This is a genomic window from Parasphingomonas halimpatiens (assembly GCF_036663795.1).
GTDB lineage: Bacteria > Pseudomonadota > Alphaproteobacteria > Sphingomonadales > Sphingomonadaceae > Sphingomonas.
This window is the reverse complement of record NZ_JAXOJP010000002.1, coordinates 38,540-63,547: the sequence shown is the minus strand read 5'-3', so window position 1 is coordinate 63,547 and position 25,008 is coordinate 38,540. Positions and strand designations below refer to the sequence as shown.

The window sequence follows — 25,008 nt, the reverse complement described above, 5'->3', positions numbered from 1 at the left end:
AGGAGCCTCCGTTTTTTGGCTGGATCGCGGCTCCTTCGCGGCCCCCTTGAAGACCGTCAGGAAATCACCCTGCAATCCAAGACGGAGCAAGACCCATGCAGAACATCGCAGAATTTCGGATCATCGGCCGCATCGGCAAGGTCGAGGTCAAGGAGAAGGTCACTTATCTTTCGGTGGCCTCGAACTACAACCGCAAGGACGGCGACGACTGGAAGACCGACGCGCACTGGAACAGCGTCACGCTGTTCGACAAGCTCGCCAAGCGTCTGACCGCCAGCAAGGGCGACCTGGTCCACATCACCGGTCGCGTCCGCCAGAACCAGTATGAGGCAGGCGGCAGCACCCACTACGGCGTCGATCTGATAGCCGACGGCATCGCCATACTCGCCAAGAAGGATGGTGGCCCTGCCGATGACGAAAAGCACGACTGACCACCCAGCGGGGCGGCTTTGCCGCCCCGTTTAGTCGATATCGCATATAGCTTCGATAATACTGGAAATATCGTTGACCGGAGTTGCTCGCACTTATAGTTCGATGAATGTCGAAATGTGAGTCGGGCTTGTGACAGATCAAATTGAAACAGTGGCAGCGGTATCGGCTCTTGGCGCTTTGGCGCATGAGCATCGGCTAGCGGTATTCCGATTGCTCGTTCAGGCCGGATCGGAAGGCATGGCGGCAGGAGCAATTGCCGACGCTGTGAACCTGCCCAACAGTTCGTTGTCGTTTCACCTGGCCCATCTGACCCGCGCGGGGCTGATCCAGCAGGAACGGCAAAGCCGTTCCCTGATCTATACTGCCGACTATGCGGCGATGAACGCCCTAGTTGGCTATCTCACGGAAAATTGCTGCGGTGGGGTCGCCTGTCTGCCCGACATGATGTGCGATCCCACGCTAGAACCAGCCATTTCAAATCATCCCGCGTGACACACAAAATCAAGGGAAACGAGATGTCCCGGCCTTACAATGTCCTGTTCCTATGCACCGGTAATTCGGCCCGCTCGATTCTGGGCGAAGCGCTTATGAACAAACTCGGCGAAGGTCGTTTCAAGGCGTGGAGCGCCGGAAGCCACCCCAAAGGCCAAGTGCATCCGATGGCTCTGTCCGTTCTCAATGGCCTGGGTTTTGACACCGGGGGAATGCACTCCAAAAGCTGGGACACATTCACCGGCCCCGACGCGCCCGTGTTCGATTTCATCTTCACGGTTTGCGACAATGCGGCGGGCGAGAGCTGCCCGGTCTGGATGGGCCAGCCAATGACCGGGCATTGGGGGATTGAAGATCCCGCTGCCGTCGAAGGCGAGGGGCAACGCGATGCCTTTATTCAGGCGCTGCGCTATTTGCAGAACCGGATTTCCCTGTTCCTGGCCCTGCCGCACGCGAGCCTCGACGAACTAGCGATGCGGCGAAAAATCAAAGAAATCGGGCAATCCGAAGGCACCACGATCCGGGACGAGACACCAGCATGACCAGCGATATTGTCATTTATCACAATCCGGCGTGCGGGACGTCGCGCAACACACTGGCCATGATCCGCGCCACTGGCACCGAACCGGATGTTATCGAATATCTGAACACGCCGCCGCAGCGGACGAAACTGATACAGTTGATCGCCGATGCCGGGATTTCGCCGCGATCGCTGTTGCGCGAAAAGGGCACGCCGTTTCAGGAACTCGGCCTTGGCGACCTGGACTTAAGCGATGATGCGATGATCGACGCGATGATGGCGCACCCCATCCTTATCAACCGCCCGCTCGTCGAAACGCCGCTTGGCGTCCGCCTGTGCCGTCCCTCAGAACGGGTGCTGGAGATCCTGCCCGTGGGCTTGAGCAGCGACTTCACCAAGGAAGACGGTGAGGTCATACCCGCATGACGGACCTGCCCAATGTTGAAGGCCCGTTTTTCGATATCCCGACAACCTCTGTCCTTGGCATCGCGCCGGTCGCATCGCACCCGCCGCGCATCTTGCTGCTCTACGGGTCGCTGCGCGAGCAATCCTTCAGCAAGCTCCTCACGCTCGAAGCCGAACGGCTGTTGCGCGCGATGGGCTGCGATACGCGGGTTTACAATCCCGCCGGACTGCCGCTGCCCGATAGCGTGGCGAGCGATCATCCCAAGGTTGCCGAATTGCGCGCCTTGTCGCTCTGGTCGGAGGGGCAGGTCTGGTGTTCGCCCGAACGCCACGGTGCGATCACCGGCATCATAAAGACCCAGATTGACTGGCTCCCGCTGGAAGAAGGCGGCGTGCGCCCCACCCAGGGCCGCACGCTTGCCGTGATGCAGGTATCGGGCGGAAGCCAGTCGTTCAACGCGGTCAATACGCTGCGATTGCTCGGGCGCTGGATGCGGATGATTACCATCCCCAACCAATCGAGCGTCCCCAAAGCCTATACCGAGTTTGACGAGGACGGGCGGATGCAGCCAGGGCCGCTCTATGAACGGGTCGTCGATGTGATGGAGGAGCTGGTCAAGTTCACGCTGCTGACGCGCGACCGGAGCGATTATCTAACCGACCGTTATTCCGAACGAAAGTCGGAAGGCCGTCCGCCAGCAGGAGCCGCGCACCTCGCGGCGATCGCGGCGAGCAGCCAGTGACGGTGCCACTCGCGCGCCGCCTGCTTGCCGAAGCTCTCGGTTCAGCCCTGCTGTTCGCAACCGTTATCGGATCGGGCATCATGGCCGAGAAGCTGGCTGGCGGTAACGTCGCTGTCGCGTTGCTGGGCAACACGATGGCGACGGCGGCAATGCTGTTCGTCCTGATTACGATGCTCGGGCCAATATCGGGGGCGCATTTCAATCCCGCCGTCACGCTGGTTGTCGCTGCGCGACGCGGCATCGCGTGGCGCGATGTCCTGCCCTTCATCGCCGTGCAAATCGGCTTTGGCATAGTGGGCGCATGGGCCGCGCATCTTATGTTCGACTTGCCGATACTCCAGACTTCGTTGAAGGCTCGCACCGGCATCGGGCAATGGGCGGGAGAAGCCATCGCCACATTTGGATTGATCCTCACTATCATCGGCACTGAGCGACACCGGCCTCAATGGATTCCGGCAAGCGTCGCGCTCTATATCGCTGCCGCCTATTGGTTCACGTCGTCCACTAGCTTCGCCAATCCCGCCATCACCATCGCACGGAGCTTGAGCAACAGCTTTGCCGGTATCGCACCGAGCGATGTGCCGATGTTCATCGTCGCGCAGTTGGCAGGGGCGATGATCGCGACTTGGGTCGGAGGCTATCTCTTTGCCGCTGACACACCCGAACCATGATGTCGGCACGGGTCATAGTGCGGGGGGCGCCGCAAGGATTCTGACCGCGCTGGACTAACGCCAGCGTCTGCACCGGCTGCGGTCGCTCATTTGGCCAGATCGCCGAATGGGAGCGCGCGACCGCCGGCCGTCCGCATGAAATAGTGTGGCGATCTTAGGCCTGCATGGGAAGTAGTGCTTCCCATCCTGCCTGAAAACTCAAACCCCAAGCGCTCCCGAAGCCCCTCATTTATCGAAGTGGAAACGCGCTTTGGGGGCGCTTGTCTTAGGGGGTTTGTCTGATTTGTCTTCAATGCAGGATATGCCTAGCGGCGCGCATTGTCATACATTGCCCTTGTTTCACTCGGGCATGTTTGATGGCGACAAATCCAATTCCGAACACTGCGATGCTGAGCATCCGGCTCGATGCCGATGCGCTCACGGCGTTCGACAGCTTCGCCGTCGGTCGTGGTGGACGAAGCGCAGTGTTGCGGGAGATGATCGAACAGACGGTGCGCGAGAGTGCCGGTCGTCCTCATATCGACCGGCCCGAAGGCGCGGCGCGCAATCGTGTTTCGCTGCGGTTTACCGATGTCGAGATTGCCGTGATCGCGCACCGCGCATCCCAGCGGTCGACCGATCGCGCTGGGTGGATCAAGGCACTGGTGCGCCGCCACCTCGCGTTGAAGTCGCGCGTCGATGATGGCCTGCTTGCCGAACTCGCACCGATCAGGATGCAGTTGCTCCGCATCGGCCGCAATCTCAATCAGGCGATGAAGGCCGCCAATGCGGCCATGCTAGAGTCCGGCGACAAGCAGATCGAACCCGAGCTGCAACGTATCGCGGATATGCGGATGGAGATTTCCGAGCAGGTCACAGCAGTTGGCGATGCCATGCGCGGCGATGCGAGCTACTGGACGGTGGCTGATTGATGGGTCTGGAATCCGCCTTGTGGGAAGCAACTCGTCCGGCATTTCGGGTGCGCTATATCCATGACCCCACCAGCACGCCGCGCGTGCCGCTCTATGCCAGCTACGGTGTTGCCACCGGCCCGACCGCGCGGGCCAAACTCGCACGGATTGTCCGCAAGGCACCCGAGGTCGTGGTCAAGGTCACGGGTCGCCAGCGCGGCGGTAGCCATGTCAAAGCCCATCTCGACTATATCGGGCGCAAGGGCGAAGTGGACATCGAAACCCGCGACGGCGAAACCCTTACAGCGAAGGAAGACATTGCCGAACGCGCGGCGGAGTGGAGCGATACCGTCCAATGGCGGTCGCGGCCTACGGTGTCGTCGGTGTCGCTAATCTTCTCCATGCCCGAAGGCACTGACCCCGACAAAGTTTTGGGAGCCGTTCGCGCGGTTGCCCATGCCGAGCTGAGCGACAACCACGATTATGCCCTGGCGCTCCACACCGACACACCGCGCCCCCATGTCCATCTGACGGTTCAGGCCGAGGGGCTGGATCGCACCCGCTTCAATCCCCGTCCGGTTCAGCTCAATCGCTTCCGCGAACGCTTTGCCCGTGAACTGCGGGCGCGGGGCGTGGCTGCCGAAGCAACGCCGAGACGCGCGCGGGGACAGGGGATTGCCGGATCAAGCATGGCACTGGTCAAGCTCAGGGCGCGGCTGCGAACCGAAGGGAGTCGCCAGATTACCCAATCCGACCGCCGCACCAACGAACAAGCCATCGCCGTCGCGCGCGGCCAGGATCAATTGCCGCCGTTCATTGCAGCCGGCACCGTCCGTTGGCGAGAGATACGCCGTGCCTATGAACAAACTGCCGCTGCGCTGGACGCCACCGGCCAATCCGACGACCGGGCGCTTGCTACTGACGTGCGTGCTTTCCTCGACATGCATCAGGGCATGAATGCCACGCCCGAGGTGTTCGCGGCCCACCATGCGCGCAGAATTGAGGCGGAGCAAAACAGGGCGGTGTCGCCCGCACCTGACCGACTGCCCAAAGATCCCGGACGGGGGCGCTGAGCGCATCAGGCAGATAGCGGTGCAATTAGAGACGCTGCCCATGTTGTTTGGCCGCGTCAAAATCGCAGGATTCATTAGATTTTGAATAGAGGGCTGGGCTGGCCCCGTGACACGATCAGCATGAGATTGCTGGTGGCGCGGCTGAGAGCCACATAGAGCTTCGCCCTAGCCGCGCGGGTCTGGCTGAAATTCCGCAGATCGCAGGGCATCAACATGACGTTCTCAAACTCCAGCCCTTTGGCTTTATGAATGGTGCTGATCGCTTTCGGGGGCAGTTTGGGTCGGGCATGGGTGCGTCTCCGCGCGATTTCGGCGAAGCCTTCATCGGGATCCTCGAACCTGACGAGCTGGATTGCTTCGGCAAACTCTCGGGAATGATGGACCCTGACATCTGAAAAGGCAGCCTCGTTCGCGATCAGGTCACGCAAGCGCGCCAATGCGTTGCCAATCCCTCGATGGTCAGGGGCATCGACTATATGCCTAGCCATAGATTGCAGGTGCAGCGGTTTGCCGGTGCAGTTTGCGGCGCAGCCGTTCTGGGCTTCGGTCACGAAGCGATTGCCAAAAGCCGTGGGCGAAAACCCGGAAGCCACCCCGCCCATGAATGCCACCATTCCCTTGGCAAGTTCGGTCGGATTGCCTTTGTTAGCGGCGGCCAGGGAAACGAGGCCCGCAAGGCCGTCACGGACATGGCCTTCCCAGATTGGAAGTCGTCGACCGAAGAAAGCACGAAGCGAAGTGACGGTCGCGTTCTGGCCGGTGAGCACAAGGAGCGACCCTTGGCCGTTTGACCACGCATAGATCGGGGCGCGGAGATTGTTCGCTACACTATAGCCGCCATGCACCGGTGCGGTGTTGTCGGCATAGTGGACAGTGAGGCCTGCCGGGAGGTTTCCGGTGAGGTCGATCTGGCCACCGTCTCGAAGGGCCGCGCGAGCGGCAAGAATCCAAGCTCCCAAAGCAGGTTGGCTGTTTGCCCATCGGTGGGGTTGGTCAAGCTCTTCAAATCGGTCGGCAACATTCTTTAGGTCGATCCATCTTTGATCGGCGGCGGCCATTTGCGCTTGGCTACCACTGAATACCTGCTGCATCGGATCGGCGAAGATGCGGAGCTGCGCGCCAGCGCAATGAAGGCTCATAATGATGGCATGTTGGTCGGCGCTCGCGTCCTGGTGTTCGTCGCAGATGATTATAGGAAACCGGCGCGCCACGGTGGCAGCGATCATCGGGTGAGACGCGAGGAGCTTGGCCGCCTTTTGGGCGGCGGTGCTGTATCCGTTGCCTCCTTCCCGCCTCGCCCAGGCCCCTACGTCGGCGGGCAAGCCGAGCGCCTTGTGGTAGGCACTGGCAATCTCGGTGATCAGACCATCAATAGTGCGGATTTCCACGCGACGATTAAGGCCACGGGTTCGAGCAGCAAAGACGTCGCATGCCGCATTGGTGTGGGTCAGAATAAGGAGCCGACCATCGCCAAGTGACGGCGCGATATCGCGGGCATAGCTCGCACCCTGGTATGTTTTCCCGCAACCGCCCGGCGCTTCCACGACGACAAGCCGCGCGGAAGATCGGAGTGCTTCGGCCACGGAAGCGTCGCTCATCAATCCACCGTCTGCACCGGTGGCAAACCAACAGCGTCTCGAACAGCATTCACGAACGGCAAAAGCTGTGGCTGCACCTGGGGCCAAAGGCCGAGCGCAAACATTTTTTCAGCAAGCTCCACGCCACCGGCGGTAGATTTGAACCACCGCTGCCCGTGTTTCTTCCAGGCCTTCCTTATACTCTCCGCCAATTCTGCGGGGGCATTGCCGCAAGCCGCCTCGATCATGAGTTGCCGGATGTTGTCGGTCGCGGCCTGGATGGCAGCCAATGACTTGTCCTGGCTTCCCGCGCGATCCGCCAAGGTGCGCAAGCGCTCCCCGTCGTCGCCGTCTGGGTCGCGGATGAATGCCTCAAGCTGGTCGTCGGCTAAGTGCGGAATGAGATTGGTTTCCAGGCAGCCATTGTCCCAACGCATGAGCAGCGGCCCCAGCTTATCCTTGACCCGCTGCCACAGGCCCATCTGAGTGCCCTCGTTATCGGCGAAGCCTGCGACCTTGAGTCCGCTGTGCGCGATGCCGCGCAGGACGGCCAGCGCTTCGGAATTGCTCCCTCCGTCACTGACCCAAATCCCGTAACGCCGCATGTCTTCGCCAAGGGAGCGATTGATAAGGGTTGTGACAAAGCCGACTTCGGTTGCGCCCTCGGCTATGATAGCCACGCGAGCCAGGAAGGTTTCGGGGTCACGCTTCTGTTGCGGCCCGACTGTGGTGTGCAATTCCCCGACCGTGCCGCCAGTGTCCACATACCAAAGGCTAGCGCCGACAGCGGCACTAACCGCAGGGGCACTGTGCGTCGTCACAAAGACCTGGGACGGTCGGGCAATCAGCTCCTCCATCAATACGCGCTGACGGTAGGACTCCAGCCCGCGCTCGATTTCATCGACGACCATCACCGGATGCTCGACCTGATGGGCGGCTGCCACTTCCAGCGCCGCCAGTCGTCTTGTGCCAGCGCCCCAGCTAGACAGCGGCAGCATTGTTCCATCCTTTGTCGCAGTGAGGCCGATCAATGCGTTCAATGAGAAGCCCGGCCCACCGACAAGCCCCAGGCTCAAATCAGTTGGAAGCGCACGCTTGCCGAAGCGCTCGTCGAGGTTGCCAAGCGCAGTTTTCGCATCGTCGTGCAAAACGCCTTTCACGTCGGTCTTGGCGATTTCGTTGCCCAAGCGGGACCGCAATGTCTTGTCGCTCAGCAGACGTTCGAGGGCTGACCCCTGGATAAGACGAAGATCCCGGTCGTTGCGATCGTCACCGCTCAACCGCACCAGGCCGATGTTGCGCCGGACAGACACGGGAAAATGATCGAAGGTTTCATCAGGCTGGCAGATTTCATGTTGAAGCTCGAAGTCGGGGGTGCCGCATACCCGCAGGCAGAACACAGGATCATTCGGCTGCGCGGCCTCGGCGTCCATGTCCGGCACCTTGGCGGTCGTACCGTCCCACTCCCACGGCCAGACGCTCTTGCGCTGCTCGGCGATGCCGCATGATAGCGGAAGCGCCATCACGGCCTCGATCGCGAAACCGTCTTCATATTTGCGCTGCCAATAATCCGCATCGGAAAGGGTGCTGGCATTGGTCGGATTCAGCAGTAGCACGATTGCTTCAAGGATGGTGGTCTTGCCGACATCACCGCCGCCGAGCAGGACATTCACGCCCTTGCCCGGACGCCACAGCAGCTTCTCGATGCCCCGAAACCGTCGAATTGACAGGAGGCGAATATACGGGGCTTCGTTCGCCACTGGTGGTTCTTGATCTGGCATCCCGAAATCTTAGCCGAAGTGCGATGCTTGGGAACCCCTCGGACCTCGATAAGGCTAGAGCCCCTTTTTCCTATTTTACCGCGTCCGCCCCTCCCTGCTCACTGCCTGATCCTGTGTGACCTCCCGGACGCGCTGCGCCTGCTGGTTTCGCACCTGAATCGCCGCGATCTTGTCGCCATTGGCGATGCGGCGCGCCACCTCCTGCCGTCTGGTCTCGACTTCCTTTGATGCCTTGACCGGATCATCGGGGTATTTCGCGCGCGTGATCGAGATGGTTTGGGCGACAAGGCTTTGGGCGCGGCGCAACTCTGGGTCGCGAGCATTTTGCTCGTGGGTCTGGCTCAGGAACCGTTCCGACAGGGTTTTGGGCGTGATTGTCCCTTCGGTCGGACGGAGTGATTTGCTCGTTGAGTTTTTAGCTTCGCGGCGCTTATCGCGTTCGGCGAGCCGCGTTTGCAGGCGGGCAGCTTCGGCCTGGACGACTTTCGACGGCGTGTAATTCTCGACCGTCAGCCCTTGTGCGGCAGCGGCAAGATACGCAGCTTTCTTGAACGCGTCGCCGCCGTTGATCCTGATAGACGTCCAGCCATTGGCCTTGGCGATCCGCACGATGTCGGGAAGGGCGTCGATGTTGCTGGTCTTTAGCCGGTCGGGTTCGAGCCGGACAATCGGCTTTTTGTCATCCGAGGTGCGATAGAGCCTGTTGCCGACGCGCAGGAATTTGCCGGTGAGGTCGTCGGTAAGGGTAGGTGTCTCGGCTTTGCGCTTCGGCTTCGCCGTCCCCGATTTGGGCCTATCCGGCTTTGGCGTTGCCGTGCGGCTACGCCCCGAAGAGGCATCGCCTTCCAGTTTATCGGCCATTTTCGTCACCTTCCTCAATGAGCCCGGACACATTGCCGTTGTGGTCCAGCGTCAGCATGTCGGCGAAGAAGCTCGGGCAATCTTCAGTGAGGACATCATCCTGTGACATTGGCCGGGTATCGTGCCCGGCAGCCTCTTCGTCGGTCATGTCGCGGAACAGCGCGGGCGGCGCGGTGCTGATTATTCGCTTTGGCGCGGCTGGCACTTCGGGCGGAGGAAATGCCCGGCTTTTGAAGAAGCGGTTGCTGAAATAGGCAATCTTCGTGCCGATGATCGGCGGAATGCCGCCGCGCAGGAGTATCAGCTTGTCGGTTGGAAACTGCATGAGTTCCTGCGGCAACAGCAGGGCGCGGCGCTGTTCGGAAATGGATTTTGACCGGTTGGCGAGCCAGCCATTGATCGTGAGCGATTTGGTGACGCTATCCTGTCCGACATAGCCGAGCCTCTCGGAAAGGTCGTTGGCGACGCGCAATTCCTTGGGCGTGAACGCGACTTCGACCCCGCAATTGGCGACGATTTCATCGGCGACATGCTCGCCGTAAACGCCGCGCAATTGCGAGCGTGACTGGATCACGGGGAGGAGCCTGATCCCGTAACCCGCGACATAGGAAAAGGCGCTGGCGATGACCGATGCCCGGCCGAGCCGCGCAAATTCATCGAGAATGACCAGAACCGGCACGGCTGAGTTTTCGTCGGGCAGCGCGCGCACATTGAGGTCGATGAGCTGCTGGAACAGGAGATTGTAGAGCGGCGCGATCCTGTCGAGTTCATCGGGCGACACGCCTAGATAGATCGACATGGGGCGTATGCGAAGCTGGCGCAGATCAAAGTCGCTTGCCGCTGTCGCGGCATCGACCAGAGGGTTGAGCCACAGACCGAGGACGTTGGTGATCGTCTTTTTAATGTCGGCAAAGCTGTTGTCCGAGCCGCCGGCGAAATCGGCGAGCGCCGTCCGGCACCCGACCGACAGGTTCAGTTCGGGATTGGCGAGTTCCTTTTTGAAAAAGATGCGCGCATCGCCATCGGTCAAATGACGATAAATGGCACCCATCGTCAGCGGTTTGTTGCTGGTTTCGGCGAGCCAGGCACCAACGCCTGCAAATCCGGTTCGCGCGCCATTGGCCCAAAAGGCTTCACCGTGGTCGGGCGCAACAAACAGCATCGTTGCGATCTTTTGCAATTCGATAATGACATCATCCGCGTCGTGGCGGTTGATATAGGCCAGCGGATTGTAACGGGCGGTGCGGCCCTCGCGGTTGGTCGGATTGAAGAGATAGACAGCCTGCCCGTAGTGGGCGCGAAACCCCGCGCTCGCATCGTAATTCTCGCGCTTCACATCGAGGACGACGACCGAGCCTTGCCATGTCAGCAGGTTCGGAATCACGATGCCGGTGCCTTTGCCCGATCGGGTTGGGGCTTCGACAATGACATGCTCACTGCCGCCAAAGGTCAGAAAGCGCCCGCCTTTTCGGCCGAGGATAATCCCTGTGCGCTCGCGAAAGCCGTGGCGCTTGATTTCGCTTTCGCGGGCGAAGCGCGCGGCCCCGTGAAGCGGTGCGCCACGAGCCCAAAGCGCATAGATCAGACCCGCCAAGAGCAGGCCGCCGCCGATCAATCCTCCCGCCATCGCACGGACAACGCGCGGGTCGCCGCGATAATACCAGACGAACTGCGGCATTTTGAGCGGGTCATAGGCGGCGACGGGAAGGCCGAGGATCATCCAGCCGATCATGCTGGCAATGGCGAGCGCGATGAGCAGCCCGAGGGGCAAGCCGATCAGCAATCTTGCTGCCCCGCCGTCAGGCGGCGTGCCTGCCTTCTGGGTCATAGTAGATCTCCGTCACCCGAAATTCGCCATCGGTCTTTTTGGTTTGCACCACGACATCGACCAGCATCTTGAGCAGCGCGCGAATATCGCCGCGCGCCAGATCGGAGCCGCCTTCACTTTCCTTGACCAGCAAAGTCAGTTGCTCGAACGCCAGTTCGGCGGAATCGGCATGGATGGTGGTGATCGAGCCGGGATGGCCGGAATTGACGTTGCGCAGATAGAAAAAGGCCGTCCCGTCGCGCAATTCCTGGAGCAATATGCGGTCAGGGCGCATCCTGAGCGCGCTCTCGAGCAGATGCTTGGCCGTGACATTGGCGGTGCCCTGGCCGTCCTTGGCATAAAGCATATGGACGACGTTCTTTTGACCGACGATCAATTCGCGCGTGTCCTCGATCGTCAGCAACCGCTCTTCGGGCGGAATCAACTGGATCAAACCCTTCGATAGCGTGGTCTTGCCCGACCCCGTCGCCCCTGAAATGAGGATATTAAGCCTGGCCTTCACCGCGCGGTCGAAGAACTCCACATGGCGGCCTGTTTGCAGAAGCGCGAGCAACTCCAATTCCTGCGGACTGACTTTCTTTTCGGCGATCCGCGTGTCCCTAAACAAGCCCGTCGCCTCGAAATCGGCAAGCGTCATTGTCACGGTTGATGGTTTGCGCACGGTGATCGAGACCGTTTCGTCAGGCACGACGGGCGGCACGACGATTTGCACGCGCTCGCCAGTCGGGAAGATGGTCGAGACAATGGGATTTTCGCGCGTTACGTCCTGCGAGGTAAAGGCGGCGGCGGCAGTCGCCAGCGCCATCAGTGTCTTGAAATCGAGCGACGGCTCGCTTTCCCATGTCCAGCGCCCGCGCCGTTCAATGCCGACCTCACCGGGCAGGTTGATGACCAGCTCGGTGACGCTCGCGTCATCCAAATATTTGCGCAGAGGTGCCGTCACGCTGTCGAGGACAGCGGTGTTTTTGCCCGGTGCCGCCATTATTTAAGCGCGAGGCCGTAAACGGTCGAGAAGTCGAAATCCTGCGCCACTGTGATTCCGACATCCTCGCCCTGATTCTTGCGCAGCACCGGCTTGATCTCGGCATTCTGCTGCAAGACCGTTGACGCCGCATCGGAGGGGACACGCGTGGTGTTCGAGCCGCTATTGCCGACGGCTTCCGCCCCGACGGTTGCCGCATCTTCGACAAGGCTGAAGAGCAGGGCAGTGCCAAAACGCTGCCAGAAGAAATTATTGACCCGCCCATCCACGCCGCCGCGTCCGAGCGCATCGGTTGCGGGCGACCCTACATCAATCGCGATCCCGCGCGGCGTGACGGCGCGCGTCCACAAGACGAACAGGCGGTATTGCCCGCGATTGAGGCCGCCCTGATATTCGCCGAATATCTTCGTGCCTTTTTCCATCAGCACCACGCGGCCATTGTCCGAATAGACATTGCGCGGGAGGATGCAGGTCACATAGCCGGGCTGGCTTGAATCCATCGCGGTTTGCAGCACGCACGGGATGAAGCTCCCGGCCGTAATCAGAAAATTGCGGTCGGGCAGCGTGCGGGCCTGGGCCTGCCCGATAACCGACGCGCGCCGGAGCGTGTCGAGATTGGTGGGTTGCCGCGCCGAAGCGTCTCCGGCACTGATTGCGCCACCCGCATCGCCATAGCGGGTGCTGGCGACGCCGCTTTCGCGCTCGCCGCCATAGGCAATCAGCGATGATCGGCGCGAGGCTTCGCGCAGCGCCTCTGCGGGGGATTGTTGGCGCTGTTGCCCCGTGGCCGCTGGCGGGAGTTGCGGTGGCAAGGGTTGCTGACCGATGGCGGGAACCTGCGGGCCGTTCAACGGAATGGGGGCATTGGGATCGGTTGCCGCGCCCGCCAGCGTTGGCGCGATGACGGTAGCCGGGTCGTATTGCGCGGGTTCGAGTGCGGGCTTGGGTTTGACGGGCGGTAAGGTCGTGTTGCCCGTAAGGCCAGTTCCCAGCGCCAGCACCGTGAACATCACTGCGCCTGCGGCAGCGGCAAAACCGATCATCTTTTTCGGGTCCATTGTCGTGCCAGGCATCGACGGCATTTTGCTGCCGCGTTCGGCGGCGGGGGTGCGGTCAATTTCGTCGGGATCGGGTGTTTGATCGACGGTAGGGCGGTTTGGGGCGCGGTCCGGGTTGGCGGTGTCGGCCATCATTTTGTCTCCCCATTAGCTTGACCCGTCGTGCGCTCGACGATGCTTGACGCCGTGCCGGTCTTGGGATCGCGACCGTAGAAATCTGGTGCCTCGTTGAAGACGCACAGCACCTCTTTGCCGCGCCGCAAGCGGAGCTGGCCGAACACGCCGTGGATCACGACGAATTCGTCGCGGACATCGAACGGAACGATGCTCTCGCTGCCATCGGGATTGACGGCAAAGAAGGCCGGAAGCTCGCGCTGGTTCGGAAAACGCAACGCGGTGAACTGGCCGTTGTCGGTTATTTCGGAGGGCTGGATCGCCGATGACCCTTGCACAGTATATTTGAGATTCCGCCTGCCTTCGAGAACGCCCAGATCGAGCGCCGAGCGGATCGCGCCCGACTGGAGTGCGACGGCTCGCGAATAGGCTGCTTGCGTCGCGGCAGCCTGTGCGGCGGCGGCCTCTTCGCGCGGATAGCGGAAGGCGACCTTGAAAAACGTATCGGCGCTCCGCGCTCCAATCCCGCCGCGCCGTGCAGTGAGCTCGAACGTGTAGGTGCGAACGCCCGCACCTGAACGGGTCATCACGATCAAGTTGGTCGATCCCGCGAGTTCGCGCGGCTTGATGAATAGCGAATTTTCAGCCGGGGCGACTTCCCATGACACGGTATCGCCAAGCGCCACATGCTCGACGCGCTCGCCTGCTGAAAAGACAATCTGTGTTGCCGACCGGAACACGCCGACGATGCGGAACACCTGGCCTTCGCTATAGATGACTTCGCGGATACGGCTGTCTTGTGCCGTTGGGTGCGGGGTCTCGTTTGCGAGCGCAGGGCTGGCGGCGATCATCATGGCGATAGCCGCAATGCGGTGTGCTGGTTTCATTGCGTCACCTCCAGATCGGCGCGGTAAGTCTGCACTTCCAGCCCCAGCGGGTTTTTGAACCGTTGCTGTTCGGTTGTCGGCGTGTCCGTCGTGTCGTAGGTCACGGTTGCGATTGCCGGGGTGTCCGTCACGACCGCGCCGTGCTGGAGTGTCTTGGTGAAGCGGATTTGCGCGACGTTCTTTGAAACGAACGTCACGGATTTGATCGCGATGAACACCGTATCGAGATCGGTGAAAATGCTCTGCGGCGAGTTGGGATTGTCCTTGCTGTAGAAGGCTGTCCATCGCGCCTGTTCGTCGCGCGACGACATCGCCAGTACGCCCTCGAAGAACTCCTTGCGCGCTTGCGGAATCCAGCCCTCGCGGTTCCGGACGTAATCGGCGAGAAAATATTTGGCGACCGCCTCGTTATAGGTGATCGCCTTGTTGTCAGACATGGATGCGGTAATCTCGCTTGCGCCGGTCGCCTTATCCACCGTGATGACATAGGGCGCGACGGTCTTGAGGGGGGTCAGCATCGCAACCGCTGCCACGCCGGTTATGGCAAGCCCGCTCGCTACACCGGCAACGATCCATGCCAACCGCTTCGAGCGGTTGGCTGCAAGCAACCGGTCGCGATCCCAGCTTGCGGCTTCGGCAAAATAGGCTTTAAGATCCTGCTTGTCAGTGACGCCGCCAGCCATCGCTCAGCAACTCTCATAGTTGCGTTGTGGCTGCGCAGAACTGATCGGTGGCACCACGGGTTCGGCCTTGTCTCCCGATCCGGCGGGCTTTGGGGGCTTTGGCGGTGCCGGGGATTTTCCGGGAAATACGTCCACACCTGCACGTCCCTGTCCTTGGCCTTGTTCCAGGCCTACGGGCGTTGACGCGCCGGTCTGCGGATCGACCGTCGGCAATATCGAGCCATAAGGATTGGCCGCGCGGCGATGGTGTCCATCGCACCGTGCCAGCTTGGGCGACTTTGCCGCGGCGGTGATCGTGCTGGTGGGCGTGGCGATCGCCAACACCATTATCAGACCCATGACTTGCTTACGCATACGCTACCCCTCACACTGCCCCACGGCTAACTGAACCCGATGTCCGCATCCGCGCGATGCCGCGCGCGAAGCCGCGTTCGATGGCGCGGCTGGTCGCCTGCGCACCGCTTGCGCCGCGCCCGACGACGAACCCGCCTGCGGCTGCAATTGCCGACGCAAACTGGTTCGCAAGAGCAGGGCCGCCGCCGCCCAGCGAGGCGGCGAGCATCGGGATTTGCAGGAAAAAGAAGAAGTCGAGTGCGTAGAAGGCCAGCACCTTGATTGCGGCCATGCCGATTTCGTCATTCTCGGAGATGGTGGCGATGATGGTTTCGCCGGTTTGTGTGAGGAACAGCGTCAGCACCAGCGCGAAGACGATCAGCATCAGATAGTTGATGCAGGCTCCCAGCCAGGCAAAGAAATAGCCGCGCGTGGACTCGAACAGCAATGCCGCCACAAACAGCGGCCCGACCACCGAGAGCAGGGCAAGCGCAAACAGCCCGAAGGCGCTGATTACAAAGCCAATCGCGGCGCACAGCAGCGTGGCGACGATCACCATCACCACGAGGAAGCCCGAAAAGACGGCATAGCCAATATCGGGGAGGGTGCCCTGGGTATCCTGATAGTTCGCCGCGATCTTCCGCATTGTGTTGGCGGTCTCGAAGCCGGTGCCAGCGAGCTTGTCGTAGAATCCGCCCAGACCGCCAACGTCGGCACCGCCCAGCGCGCTGGCGAATTGTCCCGGCAATCCGCCCAGCGCGAACATGCCAATCTGGGTTCCGTAGAGCGAGGTGACGGCAAAATAGAGAAAGGCGAGCTGGCAGCCGCGATAGGCATATTCGCGGAAGGGATATTGCACCGCGCCGCGCATGATCGCGTAGCCCAGGAGTGAAATATAGATCACGATCCCGATACGCAGCGCGGGAGCCACGATGCCGATCACCGCCGCATATTTACCGACGATGGCTGCCAAGGCGTTGTTCAGCGCCTCGAACATCGTGGTGAAAACATGATTGGTGAAATCCATATCTGGCGATCAATCCTTGTGGGTCAGTGTCATCTCGTCATTTGAAGCTGCGACCGGGCGAACGCCGCTGCGCGGCAGTTCGCCGCGACCACGGCGGGTTCGGTGACAGCCGGAGCATTGGAAGCCGACCATTCGCGGCAGATTTTCTGCATCGGCTCGATTTCAGCCGGATGAGCTTCATAGTATTTCCACGTCCGCGCCGGCATGTCGGCCTGGGGCGCGCCAGCGCTATCTGACGCGCCGCATCCTGCCAGCAGCAAGGCGATGCTGAGGGATGCGGCGCGCATCCTCACTGCCCTCGGTAGTATCGGCTTGCCGCGTCGAGCTGCTGCGCGAGCGCCGCTTTGCCAGCTGCCGCGCGCTCGCGTTCCTGCGCCTGTTGCTGCAAAGTGATCGCCTGCAAGCGGAGCTGGTCGTTCTGCATCGCCGCGGATTCGAGTCCAAGCCGCGCGGTCAAATCGGCCACTTCCTTGGCGGTGCCTGCCGTCGTCAGACGGCTGCGCAATTCATCCAGACCCTGCGTGCGTGAGGTAACGGCATTGCCGATGTTGTCGGCGAGTCCCGCCTGAATGCCGATGTTGCGCGCGTTCAAATCAAAGGCGGCACGCGATTGGTCCGATCCTGACAGGCCAAGCTTGTCGAGCAGCCCGCGATATACCGCATCCGCCTTGGCGCGGCCCGCGCCAACAACATAAAGATTGCCCGTGCCAAAGCCTTGCAGTGACCCGCCCGATGTATCGAGTTCGCGCAGGGCATCGGATTTGAGCTGCTGTGCCAGCGCCGGAATGTCGGTGAGCTTGTTCAAATCCTGATAGAGTTTCTGCGCTTCGGCAATTTGCTGTTTCCCTTGCGCAACCACTTGAATTGCCTGCCGCACCGCGTTGATTTGCTGGATCAGGTTGGCGCTGTCATGGACGGGCATCCCTTGCGCGAATGCAGGCAAGGGGGCCGCGAACAGCAGTGTGGCACTCAGTGCTTTGATCATTGTCTTCATCGTCTTTCCTTTCGTTGCAGCTCAGCTTGGACGCCTCCGTTTATGGAAGAGGGGTAGCCAGAGCGCGGGGTCAGCCCCCACCTCGGCAATGATTTCGTCGGCAACAGCGGTGGTTTCAGCGCGGCCCGACAATACCGCGAGCGCGTCATCGAGACCGCTCAGATCGAGTTCGACCACAACGCTGTCATGGCCTTGCTTCACCAGAAATTTATGGCTTTCGGGGGCCAGGTCTTCACGCACCAGTTTGAATTCGGCTTCGGACAGCGCGAATCCCTCGACATAATCGCGCCGCGCGCCGAACGGATTTGGCAGCATGATCTTGGTGGCGACCTGTTCGAGGATCGAATGGCTGATGTCGCTCTTGAGCGCATCGGCAGGCGATTGGGTGGCAAAGACCAGCACCGCGTTGCGCTTGCGGTAGGTTTTGAGGCTGTCCTGGGCGAAGCGGCGGAACGCCTCGTCGCCAAGCGCCTTCCAGAATTCGTCGATGCAGATCACCATCCGCTCGCCGGTCAGAAGCTGGTCGATCCGGTGGAAGAGGTAGAGCATGACCGGCGTGCGAATGTCGGCATTGTCGAGAAAATCGGTCATGTCGAAGCCGATGAACCGGGCGTCGAGCGTCATTGAGTCTGCCGGATTGTCGAACACCCAGCCGAGCGATCCTTCAGACGTCCATTTCTCCAGCCGGGCGCCGACGCCGCTGGCGTCTTTCATGCCGAGCATGGAACGGAGCGCGCTCAACGAGCGATCGACGACAGGGAGTTTCATCACGGCATTGATGCCGTCTTCGATCAATCGTTCCTCTTGAACCGAGATTGGCTTGCCGTCGGCGCGGACCAATTGACGGATGAAGAGCGACAGGAAGGTCTTGTCTTCGGCGCGATCGGCAAGCGCCTTGAGCGGTGAGAAGCCGGTGGGGACGCCGTTATGCAAGGCGAGATAGGTGCCGCCGCTTGCTTGCACGAAGATCTGCGCGCCGCGATCTTTGTCGATGAAAATCTGCCGAGCGCCGGTCTTTTCGGCCTGTGCCATCAGGAAGTTGAGCAGGACCGTTTTGCCGCCGCCGGATGGGCCGATAATTAGCGTATGACCAAGATCGCCCTTGTGGAAATTGAAGAAATAGGGGCTGCGCGCATTGGTTTTGAGCAATGCTACTGCATCGCCCCAATGATTGCCGCGCGCTTGTCCCGCAGGGAAGGTATGGAAGGGCGAGAAGGCCGCGAAATTGAGCGAGGTGATCGGTGCAGGCCGTGCGCGCCATGCGAAATTGCCGACGAGCTGCGACCAGTAAGCGGCTTCAAGCGCGGCCCCTTCGCGTGCCGCAACCATGCCGGTGTCGGCAAGGGCCGCACGCGCAACCGACATATGGTCGCGCAGGGCTTTCACCGAATTCGCATAGACCGCGAGCGTGAAGTGATGATCGCCCAGCACGAAGCGGTTCGACATCAGGTCATCGCCTGCATCAATGAGCGCGTCGGCCTGGCTGACCGCGCGGTCGCCAGCATTCTCCATCTGGGTCATCCGGAGCCGGAACTTCTCGGTCGCCGCCGCCCGCCCGAGGAAAGTGAAGCTCTGCGTCAGCACGAACCCGAAATCGACCGACAGCAGTGCCTCGAACTGGCGCGGTGTCGTCTGTGCCGGATATTCGCGGATGCCGAAGATGCCGCCGAAGGCGGACGCATCGGCATCGCGAACCTCGATGGTTTCCGCGCCAAAGATCGTGCGCGCGCGGTAAAGCGCGCCGCCGAGATGGCCGCGCACGACGGGGACGCGGGCATGGCGGCCTGTCATCACCATATCGGCAACTTCCATCGTTTCTGAAAACATCAGGCCGCGATGTTCGTAGATCGCGCAGCGGCGCGGTTCGCAGCGTGCCATCAATTTCTCGAAATCACGCGCCTTGTCATCGAGCAGTTCGACAAGCGCCTCGTCGATCAGCGAACCTTGCGGCATCGCTTTGGACACGCGGCGCTTGAACAACTGGATGATCTTGTCGCTGCCGGTGGCACCAGGGCGGATTACCAGTGTTACAAAGAAGCGGTTGATGAACATCCGCTCCCGGTTGATACGCCCGAAATAGGAACGGTCGAGATCGGCCGCGAACCCCGATTTGAACTTGCCGCCGGGATATTGATCGACCCGCATCCTGATCAGGTGCGTCCAGATCGACAGCCGCTCATCGTGCAAGTTGCGGAGCAGGCCGTTGAGCTTGGTATGCCAGTCGTTGAGGTCGCGCACATCGGCGGTCTCGAAAGCGCGGCCTTGCAGCTCGAAGGTCAGCATGATGTCGCCGGAATCGAGCGCCACCATGTCTTCGTTCAAATGCCGCGCATAGGGCAGGAATTTGGCTGGGTCGGCCTCGCGCTGCGCCACTTTCAGCGGCACCGCATTCGTCGAGGCGAGCAACCTAGCCATGCCGGCCGAAGCCTTTGCGGCGAAGTCCTGCCAGCGGAAGCGGCGAATAGCTGCTGCCGCCCCAGAAATTGCGGTTGCGGTTGCCGAGCTTCGTCCGCCCCCAAAGGAATAACAGGCGGAAGGCGTTGACATCGTGGCGCACGATCAGCCGCGAGATCGAATAGCCAAAGGCTACGACCAGAGCGGCATAGACGGGACTGTTGGTTTCGATCAGCACCGAGGCACTGGAAATCAGCAGCAACACCGCTGCCTCTATCGGGATTCCCGCCCACAGCGCCGGGCGTGTCACCGCGAGGAACAGCGTGTTCTTGGTCAGGATTTCTGTGTCGTCGCTCACCCGCGTCAGCCCGCAATGATGCCGACGATGGAATCCGCCGAAAAGACAATCGCGATGCCGATGATGACCGTGACCAATATCGCCGTTGAGGCGCGACCCGTGAACCAGAGCAGGCCCGTGACGATGACGGCGATCACGGCGAGCGTCCTGAGCAGTGTCGAAGACAGCAGCCCGCGCACCTTGGTCGCAAAGCTCTCCAGATTCTGCGCATAGGCAGGATCAGGGTTGAACGCGGACACGACGACGACCAGCGCGAGTGCGACGCTCCATAGGAGCGCGTTCTGCCGCGACTTCGGCATCGCATCGAACCAGCACGTCAGTCGTGATCGAACACGGACGGTGCTGCGCAAAAGATTTCTCAGTCCCGCCATACGCTTATACTTTCTCTCGTTTCAGATCGGTTGGCCGTTTGCTGGGCATGGGCAGCGCGCTCGAAGAGGTTCCAAGCAGGCGGGGCGACGAGGCCAGCGCTGGGCGTTATGGACGGAGCAATGTTTTCCGAGATAAGCTGCACGAGCGCATCCAAGGGCGGCTGTGGCATCGTCGGCGTTTGCGCAGTTGCCGGGTCGGCAAAGCCCGCATTCCCGACAACCTTCGCAACATACCCGTTGCGAAATCCACGCGATGAGCTTCCGGTATTATAGAGCGACAGTGCGACCCTAAGCGCGGTTTGCGGATCGCGTCCGGGAATGGCTGCGTTGTAATTCTGGGTGATGACTCGCCCCAGCGCCGCGACATTGGTGCAGGGGTCAAAGACCGTGTCCCAGGTCAGGCCGAGCCAGCGCATATTCCGCGAGTTAATTTGCCCGAGGCCAAGATCGACCGAGTAGCCCGCTGCGATGTAACGCTGTGCGGTCGCGGCGGCGCTGGCGGCATCGGCCTGCGCCGGAGGTTGTGGCCCACCATTGACGTTAAGCGCGTAGGGGCGTCCGTGGCTTTCGGTTTGCACGATTGCAGCGACAGTCTGCGGCGCTACATTGGGCGCACATTGCGACGCCAGTGCGAGTATGACAGCCGGAGTATAGGCCATTACAGGCCATTCCCCGAAATTCTGATAATTGATCGGCGTTGCGCTCGGTAGTTCACTTTGCATCGCCCTCCCAATTACTATGCTCAAACAAGAATGCCCTGTTTGGCAGTTCGGCGAATGGTAGCTGGATGGCGAACGGGTCAGCTATAGATTCAGCAAGGCGTAACGCCTGTTTCGACTTGTCTATCGAAACCCGTAACGCCCTTTGACCTTCAATCTTGATGCTGTGGACTGTGTGTTCGTCGCAGGTTGGATTCGTTGTCAGCCCGATTCACTGTCCGACTTAGGACAAATAAGGCGAAATCGAACATTCGCCTTCGCAATCTCAAGGCCTCGCCGGTGTCAACCAGCTAGGGGCTGAAAATGAATCGAAGCCGCTATGTAACACGGCCACTCGACGCGACCGATCGAGCTATTATCGCCGCGTTGTCCGAGAACGGTCGCATGACGGTCCGGGAGCTTGCAGCCGATATTGGTCTGTCCAGTCCCAGCGTTACCGAGCGGATGCACAAGCTGGAAGATGCAGGCGCTATCCAAGGATATTCGGTTTTGGTCGACCCTAAAGTCTTCGGCCTTGGAGTCGCGGCACACGTCCGATTGCGTGTCATGTCGGGTGAGGTGAAAAGAGTGGCGCAGATGCTTATCGACACGCCCGAAGTTGTCGAAGCAGATCGCGTCACGGGCGAAGATTGTTTTCTGGCAAAAGTGGTAGCGGGCAATGTGCTTGAACTTGAGAATGTGATTGATCGTTTCCAGCCATATGCATCGGCGGACACAGCCATTATTCTATCGTCAACGGTCGTCCGACGCCTTCCCAAATTGTAGAGCTTCCCGCCCTGGATTGCGTCGTTTCGGAAGCTGAGCAAATGCCTGCTTAGTCCTTCCACTCGCGCAGCTATCGTTTTGCCGACTGAGAGAGGAGCATTCCTGCCAGCGCCAGGCCCGCGCAGCCCGCTCCCAAAAGGAACGTCGCGGCAGCGCCTGCGGCATCCCACACGATCCCGGCAACCACGCTCGCGGCCAGTAGCGAGAGGCCGGATATGACGTTGAATATCCCGTAGGCCGATCCGCGCAATTCGACTGGCGAGCGATCCGCGATGAGCTTGGCGAATAGGCCTTGTGTCGTTGCCATGTGGAGGCCCCACAACGCGATACCCACAAACGCGCCCGCAATACCCGGTAGCATGGCGAGCGCCATATCGGCGGCGACGAGGACGATCAGGCCCCAGATCAGCATGGTCCTTGCGCTGACGCGATCCGACAGACCGCCCAGCGGGTATGCCGCGAGCATATACACGGCGTTCATAACCACGAGCACGAGCGGAGTGAGCGCAAGCGGCAGTCCCTCGGCATTCGCCTTTAGAATCAGGAACGCTTCACTGAAACGGGCGAGCGTAAACACGGCCCCGATGGCGACAAGCGACCAGAACGCGCGCGGAAGAAGTCGCAGATCGGCAATCCGCACAGGAATACGAGGGTCGCTCGCCGCCGCGGGACTTTTGGCATCATCTACCCCCACAAGAACGAGCAGAACCGCGATCCCCGCCGGAATCACTGCAATCCAGAACACTGCGCGCATGTCGTTGGCGAATGCGGCCATTGCCGCAATGGCAATCAGCGGCCCCAAAAATGCCCCGAGTGTATCAATCGACTGGCGCAGCCCGAACGCGCGCCCGCGAATTTCGGGCGGGGTGACATCGGCGACCAGCGCATCGCGTGGTGCACCGCGCAAGCCCTTGCCGGTACGGTCGGCGAAGCGCGCGCCCATGATAACCGACGCGGTTCCGGCGAGCGCAAACAGCGGCTTGGACAACGCACCGATGCCGTAGCCGATGAGGATCAGCGGCTTGCGCTTGCCCATGCGATCAGAGAGATAGCCCGAGAACACTTTGGTGATCGAAGCCGTTGCTTCGGCTACGCCGTCGATCAGCCCGACCATTGCAACGCTGACCCCTAGCGTCGCTGTCAGGAACAATGGCAGCAGCGCGTGGATAATCTCGGAAGAGATGTCCATGAACATGCTGACGAACCCAAGCGCCCAGACGGTGCGCGGGATCGCCGCACGCCCGTTGGATTGCACTTTGGCCATCAGTGCCGCGTGTAGCGTTGCAGACTGATCCTCAGTCCAATTCGGAACTCGTCGCTGGGATTGGCCTGGGTGATGATGGCAATGGGGCCGCTGACGCTGTTGTGGGCATATTCGACGTGCAGGCTCGCCAGCTTGCCGGAGTAGGGCAGATTATAGTTGAACCCCGTGCGAATTGCGCTTTGTCGTGCACGACCGGCGATAGAATCTTGGCCGAGACTGACAAAATCATAGCGCAGGAACAGGTCGAGATCGCCTGCCGTGCGGGTGTCGAACAGCGAGACTTGACCCATCGCATAGCCACCAAAAACGTCGCTGTTACTGCCTGAAAAGCGCGAGCGGATCAGTTCCGCCTCTATCGTTGCAGGATGTCCGGCGATCGGGAGGGTGTAAGCGGCATCTGCCTCGAATGTCAGCTTGTCACCCGTGGCCGCAACCCCGCCGAGCGGCGCTTGTCCGATGGCCGTGCCGAGCGTGAAGGTCCGATTGGTGATGTTGCCGGTGTAGTCACTGGCAAAGCCCAGCGTCAGCTTGCGGCCATGTTCGGCGTCATTGACGGGAGTCAGCATGACTTTGCCCGCAACCGATCTGCCGATGCTGCTCCGCACATCGGTGGCATTGAGCGAACCACGATTGTCGCCCACTGAAAACTGGACAGTCGCAACAGGCGACAGCGCTTTTTGCACCTGAAATCCCATTTGCGCACCGAAGGCGTTGACCGAGCCATGCTCTTCCAGAACCAGCGAACGGTTGATCGTCGGCAAATTGCCCGAAGACAGGTTATCGTCGCGCGAGAGGATATGGGTGTTATGCCCAAACAGCAGGCGGAACTTGGCGGGATCATCGGCGTCCTGGAGCGACACGAACAGGTTTTCAAAGTTGCGGCGGAACGGGCCATTGCGGAAGAAATCGCTGTTGGTCAGATCGACCTCATAGACCACCGCAGCGCGCAAATGCGGCGACAGGCGAGGAAGATCGAACTCCGCACCTTGGCGCACACGCCGCCAGCCATCCTTGCCGTCAGGATCAATCAGCCGCTCTGCATAGCCCCAAGCGGTGAAACGGAAATCGCCCGACTGGACGACAACGCCCGCATCTGGGTTGAATGACAAAACCGGAGGGGCGTCAGTAGATGGAGCCGATTGCGCCAAGGCGGGCGTTGCCGTGACCGCAAGCAGCGCGCCAGCAACAGCCGAAAGCGAACCCCTCACCAGAAATACCGCCGCCATCCGCGCACTTTGCCCGCAGAGCCGGTGCGACGTGCGCGCAGCATTTTCAGATAGAGGATGATCCCGGTGATGCTCATAGCCACAAGCGCCAGGCCCCATGCCAGCCCGAGGAACTTGCCGCCGTCGCCTAATATCTCGCCGGTATGCAGGCGCATCACCCAATCCTCGCCATCCGGTTCGGACTTGATGATTGCGGCGGTTGCCGCGTTGACCGTCACCTTGACGGGTTCCGCACCATCGAGATGGAACACATAGGCTGGCACGGGAGCCTTGATGACCCAATCAACCGAGGCGACGGGCCGATTGCCATAGCGCGCGAGAATGACGGTGCGCGCCTTGTCGAGCGTTACAGCGGTTGTCGGCAGTGGAGCTGACAGGGATGCAGGCGATACGATTTCGGCCATCGCTTCCTTCGCGGCTTCGTCCTCGCCAAAGATCGCTTCGATTTGCAGCCATATTCCCGTCGCGGCGACGGAGAGGAAAAAGATGATGCCGATAACGCTCAGCCAGCGGTGAATTTTGCGATTGGTCATCGGCGGCAAGCGTCCTAATGTAATAGC

Annotated in this window: 28 protein-coding genes and 1 pseudogene; 10 read left to right on the top strand and 19 right to left on the bottom strand. The window is 60.8% G+C overall.

Annotated elements, in window-relative coordinates:
• The first annotated feature begins 95 nt into the window (after positions 1–95).
• The 9 genes and pseudogenes from U1839_RS02750 to U1839_RS02715 all read left to right on the top strand — a co-directional run bounded on the left by U1839_RS02750 (position 96) and on the right by U1839_RS02715 (position 5,226).
• Entirely contained in the window at positions 96–431 is a 336-nt protein-coding gene (locus tag U1839_RS02750; protein ID WP_332802147.1) for a single-stranded DNA-binding protein, read from the top strand.
• 130 nt (positions 432–561) lie between these two features.
• Positions 562–924, top strand: coding sequence for an ArsR/SmtB family transcription factor (locus U1839_RS02745; protein ID WP_443030559.1), 363 nt, complete (start codon positions 562–564; stop codon positions 922–924).
• A 23-nt stretch (positions 925–947) separates the two neighbouring features.
• The gene (locus tag U1839_RS02740) at positions 948–1,466 is read left to right on the top strand and encodes an arsenate reductase ArsC (RefSeq protein ID WP_332802146.1); all 519 of its coding nucleotides are present in this window, start codon (positions 948–950) and stop codon (positions 1,464–1,466) included.
• Complete coding sequence (gene arsC, locus U1839_RS02735) at positions 1,463–1,870, top strand: arsenate reductase (glutaredoxin) (RefSeq protein WP_332802145.1); 408 nt, start codon at positions 1,463–1,465, stop codon at positions 1,868–1,870. The genes U1839_RS02740 and arsC overlap by 4 nt, the downstream gene beginning before the upstream one ends.
• Positions 1,867–2,592, top strand: a complete 726-nt coding sequence (arsH, locus tag U1839_RS02730; RefSeq protein WP_332802144.1) for an arsenical resistance protein ArsH — start codon at positions 1,867–1,869, stop codon at positions 2,590–2,592. The genes arsC and arsH overlap by 4 nt, the downstream gene beginning before the upstream one ends.
• Positions 2,589–3,263 (top strand): aquaporin, encoded by a 675-nt coding sequence (locus tag U1839_RS02725; RefSeq protein WP_332802143.1) that lies wholly within the window; start codon positions 2,589–2,591, stop codon positions 3,261–3,263. Before arsH ends, U1839_RS02725 begins: the two co-directional genes overlap by 4 nt.
• Positions 3,264–3,331: 68 nt before the next feature.
• Positions 3,332–3,421 (top strand): annotated as a pseudogene (locus tag U1839_RS26775) (hypothetical protein); the annotation flags it as partial.
• Positions 3,422–3,619: 198 nt separating this feature from the next.
• Positions 3,620–4,174 (top strand): hypothetical protein, encoded by a 555-nt coding sequence (locus tag U1839_RS02720; RefSeq protein ID WP_332802142.1) that lies wholly within the window; start codon positions 3,620–3,622, stop codon positions 4,172–4,174.
• Positions 4,174–5,226 carry a relaxase/mobilization nuclease domain-containing protein gene (locus U1839_RS02715; protein ID WP_332802141.1) on the top strand — a complete coding sequence of 351 codons (1,053 nt, stop codon included), beginning with the start codon at positions 4,174–4,176 and terminating at the stop codon, positions 5,224–5,226. Before U1839_RS02720 ends, U1839_RS02715 begins: the two co-directional genes overlap by 1 nt.
• Before the next feature lie 74 nt (positions 5,227–5,300).
• Here the strand turns inward: U1839_RS02715 and U1839_RS02710 are convergent, their stop codons facing one another.
• From U1839_RS02710 to U1839_RS02635, 16 genes are all read right to left on the bottom strand, one after another.
• Positions 5,301–6,824, bottom strand: a complete 1,524-nt coding sequence (locus U1839_RS02710; RefSeq protein WP_332802140.1) for a UvrD-helicase domain-containing protein — start codon at positions 6,822–6,824, stop codon at positions 5,301–5,303.
• A complete protein-coding gene (locus tag U1839_RS02705) occupies positions 6,824–8,563 on the bottom strand; it encodes an ATP-dependent nuclease (protein ID WP_332802139.1) in 1,740 nt (579 codons plus the stop codon). Before U1839_RS02705 ends, U1839_RS02710 begins: the two co-directional genes overlap by 1 nt.
• 96 nt (positions 8,564–8,659) lie before the next feature.
• The gene (locus tag U1839_RS02700; protein WP_332802138.1) at positions 8,660–9,445 is read right to left on the bottom strand and encodes an LPD7 domain-containing protein; all 786 of its coding nucleotides are present in this window, start codon (positions 9,443–9,445) and stop codon (positions 8,660–8,662) included.
• The gene (locus tag U1839_RS02695) at positions 9,435–11,273 is read right to left on the bottom strand and encodes a type IV secretory system conjugative DNA transfer family protein (protein WP_332802137.1); all 1,839 of its coding nucleotides are present in this window, start codon (positions 11,271–11,273) and stop codon (positions 9,435–9,437) included. The genes U1839_RS02700 and U1839_RS02695 overlap by 11 nt, the downstream gene beginning before the upstream one ends.
• Positions 11,245–12,255 carry a P-type DNA transfer ATPase VirB11 gene (gene virB11, locus U1839_RS02690; protein WP_332802136.1) on the bottom strand — a complete coding sequence of 337 codons (1,011 nt, stop codon included), beginning with the start codon at positions 12,253–12,255 and terminating at the stop codon, positions 11,245–11,247. The genes U1839_RS02695 and virB11 overlap by 29 nt, the downstream gene beginning before the upstream one ends.
• Positions 12,255–13,448: a type IV secretion system protein VirB10 gene (gene virB10 / locus U1839_RS02685; RefSeq protein WP_332802135.1), complete on the bottom strand. Its 1,194-nt coding sequence runs from the start codon at positions 13,446–13,448 to the stop codon at positions 12,255–12,257. Before virB10 ends, virB11 begins: the two co-directional genes overlap by 1 nt.
• The gene (virB9, locus tag U1839_RS02680) at positions 13,445–14,314 is read right to left on the bottom strand and encodes a P-type conjugative transfer protein VirB9 (protein ID WP_332802134.1); all 870 of its coding nucleotides are present in this window, start codon (positions 14,312–14,314) and stop codon (positions 13,445–13,447) included. The genes virB10 and virB9 overlap by 4 nt, the downstream gene beginning before the upstream one ends.
• The gene (locus U1839_RS02675; RefSeq protein ID WP_332802133.1) at positions 14,311–14,997 is read right to left on the bottom strand and encodes a VirB8 family type IV secretion system protein; all 687 of its coding nucleotides are present in this window, start codon (positions 14,995–14,997) and stop codon (positions 14,311–14,313) included. The genes virB9 and U1839_RS02675 overlap by 4 nt, the downstream gene beginning before the upstream one ends.
• A gap of 3 nt (positions 14,998–15,000) precedes the next feature.
• Entirely contained in the window at positions 15,001–15,351 is a 351-nt protein-coding gene (locus tag U1839_RS02670) for a hypothetical protein (RefSeq protein ID WP_332802132.1), read from the bottom strand.
• Positions 15,352–15,361: 10 nt separating this feature from the next.
• The gene (locus tag U1839_RS02665) at positions 15,362–16,357 is read right to left on the bottom strand and encodes a TrbL/VirB6 family protein (RefSeq protein ID WP_332802131.1); all 996 of its coding nucleotides are present in this window, start codon (positions 16,355–16,357) and stop codon (positions 15,362–15,364) included.
• Between the two features lie 29 nt (positions 16,358–16,386).
• Positions 16,387–16,650: a hypothetical protein gene (locus U1839_RS02660; protein ID WP_332802130.1), complete on the bottom strand. Its 264-nt coding sequence runs from the start codon at positions 16,648–16,650 to the stop codon at positions 16,387–16,389.
• Positions 16,647–17,351 carry a type IV secretion system protein gene (locus U1839_RS02655; protein ID WP_332802129.1) on the bottom strand — a complete coding sequence of 235 codons (705 nt, stop codon included), beginning with the start codon at positions 17,349–17,351 and terminating at the stop codon, positions 16,647–16,649. The genes U1839_RS02660 and U1839_RS02655 overlap by 4 nt, the downstream gene beginning before the upstream one ends.
• Positions 17,352–17,372: 21 nt before the next feature.
• Positions 17,373–19,766 (bottom strand): VirB4 family type IV secretion/conjugal transfer ATPase, encoded by a 2,394-nt coding sequence (locus tag U1839_RS02650; RefSeq protein ID WP_332802128.1) that lies wholly within the window; start codon positions 19,764–19,766, stop codon positions 17,373–17,375.
• On the bottom strand, positions 19,759–20,112 hold the full coding sequence (locus tag U1839_RS02645; RefSeq protein ID WP_443030562.1) for a VirB3 family type IV secretion system protein: 354 nt from the start codon (positions 20,110–20,112) through the stop codon (positions 19,759–19,761). The genes U1839_RS02650 and U1839_RS02645 overlap by 8 nt, the downstream gene beginning before the upstream one ends.
• The gene (locus U1839_RS02640; RefSeq protein ID WP_332802126.1) at positions 20,109–20,402 is read right to left on the bottom strand and encodes a TrbC/VirB2 family protein; all 294 of its coding nucleotides are present in this window, start codon (positions 20,400–20,402) and stop codon (positions 20,109–20,111) included. Before U1839_RS02640 ends, U1839_RS02645 begins: the two co-directional genes overlap by 4 nt.
• Before the next feature lie 59 nt (positions 20,403–20,461).
• On the bottom strand, positions 20,462–21,196 hold the full coding sequence (locus U1839_RS02635) for a lytic transglycosylase domain-containing protein (RefSeq protein WP_332802125.1): 735 nt from the start codon (positions 21,194–21,196) through the stop codon (positions 20,462–20,464).
• Between the two features lie 300 nt (positions 21,197–21,496).
• On the opposite strand from U1839_RS02635, the gene U1839_RS02630 reads away from it, so the two are divergent.
• On the top strand, positions 21,497–21,958 hold the full coding sequence (locus U1839_RS02630; protein ID WP_332802124.1) for an Lrp/AsnC family transcriptional regulator: 462 nt from the start codon (positions 21,497–21,499) through the stop codon (positions 21,956–21,958).
• Positions 21,959–22,028: 70 nt separating this feature from the next.
• Here U1839_RS02630 and U1839_RS02625 read toward each other — a convergent pair whose 3' ends face one another.
• Genes U1839_RS02625 through U1839_RS02615 form a run of 3 tightly spaced genes read right to left on the bottom strand, consistent with a single transcriptional unit; the run spans position 22,029 to position 24,981 of the window.
• The gene (locus U1839_RS02625) at positions 22,029–23,222 is read right to left on the bottom strand and encodes an MFS transporter (RefSeq protein WP_332802123.1); all 1,194 of its coding nucleotides are present in this window, start codon (positions 23,220–23,222) and stop codon (positions 22,029–22,031) included.
• Positions 23,222–24,448 (bottom strand): hypothetical protein, encoded by a 1,227-nt coding sequence (locus U1839_RS02620; protein WP_332802122.1) that lies wholly within the window; start codon positions 24,446–24,448, stop codon positions 23,222–23,224. The genes U1839_RS02625 and U1839_RS02620 overlap by 1 nt, the downstream gene beginning before the upstream one ends.
• Positions 24,427–24,981 carry a PepSY domain-containing protein gene (locus U1839_RS02615; protein ID WP_332802121.1) on the bottom strand — a complete coding sequence of 185 codons (555 nt, stop codon included), beginning with the start codon at positions 24,979–24,981 and terminating at the stop codon, positions 24,427–24,429. Before U1839_RS02615 ends, U1839_RS02620 begins: the two co-directional genes overlap by 22 nt.
• Positions 24,982–25,008 lie beyond the last annotated feature (27 nt).

Excerpts from the sequence above, each read along its gene's own strand:
- U1839_RS02750 (WP_332802147.1), top strand. The coding sequence starts at position 96 with ATGCAGAACATCGCAGAATTTCGGATCATCGGCCGCATCGGCAAGGTC.
- U1839_RS02740 (WP_332802146.1), top strand. The coding sequence starts at position 948 with ATGTCCCGGCCTTACAATGTCCTGTTCCTATGCACCGGTAATTCGGCC.
- arsC (WP_332802145.1), top strand. The coding sequence starts at position 1,463 with ATGACCAGCGATATTGTCATTTATCACAATCCGGCGTGCGGGACGTCG.
- arsH (WP_332802144.1), top strand. The coding sequence starts at position 1,867 with ATGACGGACCTGCCCAATGTTGAAGGCCCGTTTTTCGATATCCCGACA.
- U1839_RS02720 (WP_332802142.1), top strand. The coding sequence starts at position 3,620 with ATGGCGACAAATCCAATTCCGAACACTGCGATGCTGAGCATCCGGCTC.
- U1839_RS02715 (WP_332802141.1), top strand. The coding sequence starts at position 4,174 with ATGGGTCTGGAATCCGCCTTGTGGGAAGCAACTCGTCCGGCATTTCGG.
- U1839_RS02710 (WP_332802140.1), bottom strand. The coding sequence starts at position 6,824 with ATGAGCGACGCTTCCGTGGCCGAAGCACTCCGATCTTCCGCGCGGCTT.
- U1839_RS02700 (WP_332802138.1), bottom strand. The coding sequence starts at position 9,445 with ATGGCCGATAAACTGGAAGGCGATGCCTCTTCGGGGCGTAGCCGCACG.
- U1839_RS02695 (WP_332802137.1), bottom strand. The coding sequence starts at position 11,273 with ATGACCCAGAAGGCAGGCACGCCGCCTGACGGCGGGGCAGCAAGATTG.
- virB11 (WP_332802136.1), bottom strand. The coding sequence starts at position 12,255 with ATGGCGGCACCGGGCAAAAACACCGCTGTCCTCGACAGCGTGACGGCA.
- virB10 (WP_332802135.1), bottom strand. The coding sequence starts at position 13,448 with ATGATGGCCGACACCGCCAACCCGGACCGCGCCCCAAACCGCCCTACC.
- virB9 (WP_332802134.1), bottom strand. The coding sequence starts at position 14,314 with ATGAAACCAGCACACCGCATTGCGGCTATCGCCATGATGATCGCCGCC.
- U1839_RS02675 (WP_332802133.1), bottom strand. The coding sequence starts at position 14,997 with ATGGCTGGCGGCGTCACTGACAAGCAGGATCTTAAAGCCTATTTTGCC.
- U1839_RS02670 (WP_332802132.1), bottom strand. The coding sequence starts at position 15,351 with ATGCGTAAGCAAGTCATGGGTCTGATAATGGTGTTGGCGATCGCCACG.
- U1839_RS02665 (WP_332802131.1), bottom strand. The coding sequence starts at position 16,357 with ATGGATTTCACCAATCATGTTTTCACCACGATGTTCGAGGCGCTGAAC.
- U1839_RS02655 (WP_332802129.1), bottom strand. The coding sequence starts at position 17,351 with ATGAAGACAATGATCAAAGCACTGAGTGCCACACTGCTGTTCGCGGCC.
- U1839_RS02650 (WP_332802128.1), bottom strand. The coding sequence starts at position 19,766 with ATGGCTAGGTTGCTCGCCTCGACGAATGCGGTGCCGCTGAAAGTGGCG.
- U1839_RS02640 (WP_332802126.1), bottom strand. The coding sequence starts at position 20,402 with ATGCCGAAGTCGCGGCAGAACGCGCTCCTATGGAGCGTCGCACTCGCG.
- U1839_RS02635 (WP_332802125.1), bottom strand. The coding sequence starts at position 21,196 with ATGCAAAGTGAACTACCGAGCGCAACGCCGATCAATTATCAGAATTTC.
- U1839_RS02630 (WP_332802124.1), top strand. The coding sequence starts at position 21,497 with ATGAATCGAAGCCGCTATGTAACACGGCCACTCGACGCGACCGATCGA.
- U1839_RS02625 (WP_332802123.1), bottom strand. The coding sequence starts at position 23,222 with ATGGCCAAAGTGCAATCCAACGGGCGTGCGGCGATCCCGCGCACCGTC.
- U1839_RS02620 (WP_332802122.1), bottom strand. The coding sequence starts at position 24,448 with ATGGCGGCGGTATTTCTGGTGAGGGGTTCGCTTTCGGCTGTTGCTGGC.
- U1839_RS02615 (WP_332802121.1), bottom strand. The coding sequence starts at position 24,981 with ATGACCAATCGCAAAATTCACCGCTGGCTGAGCGTTATCGGCATCATC.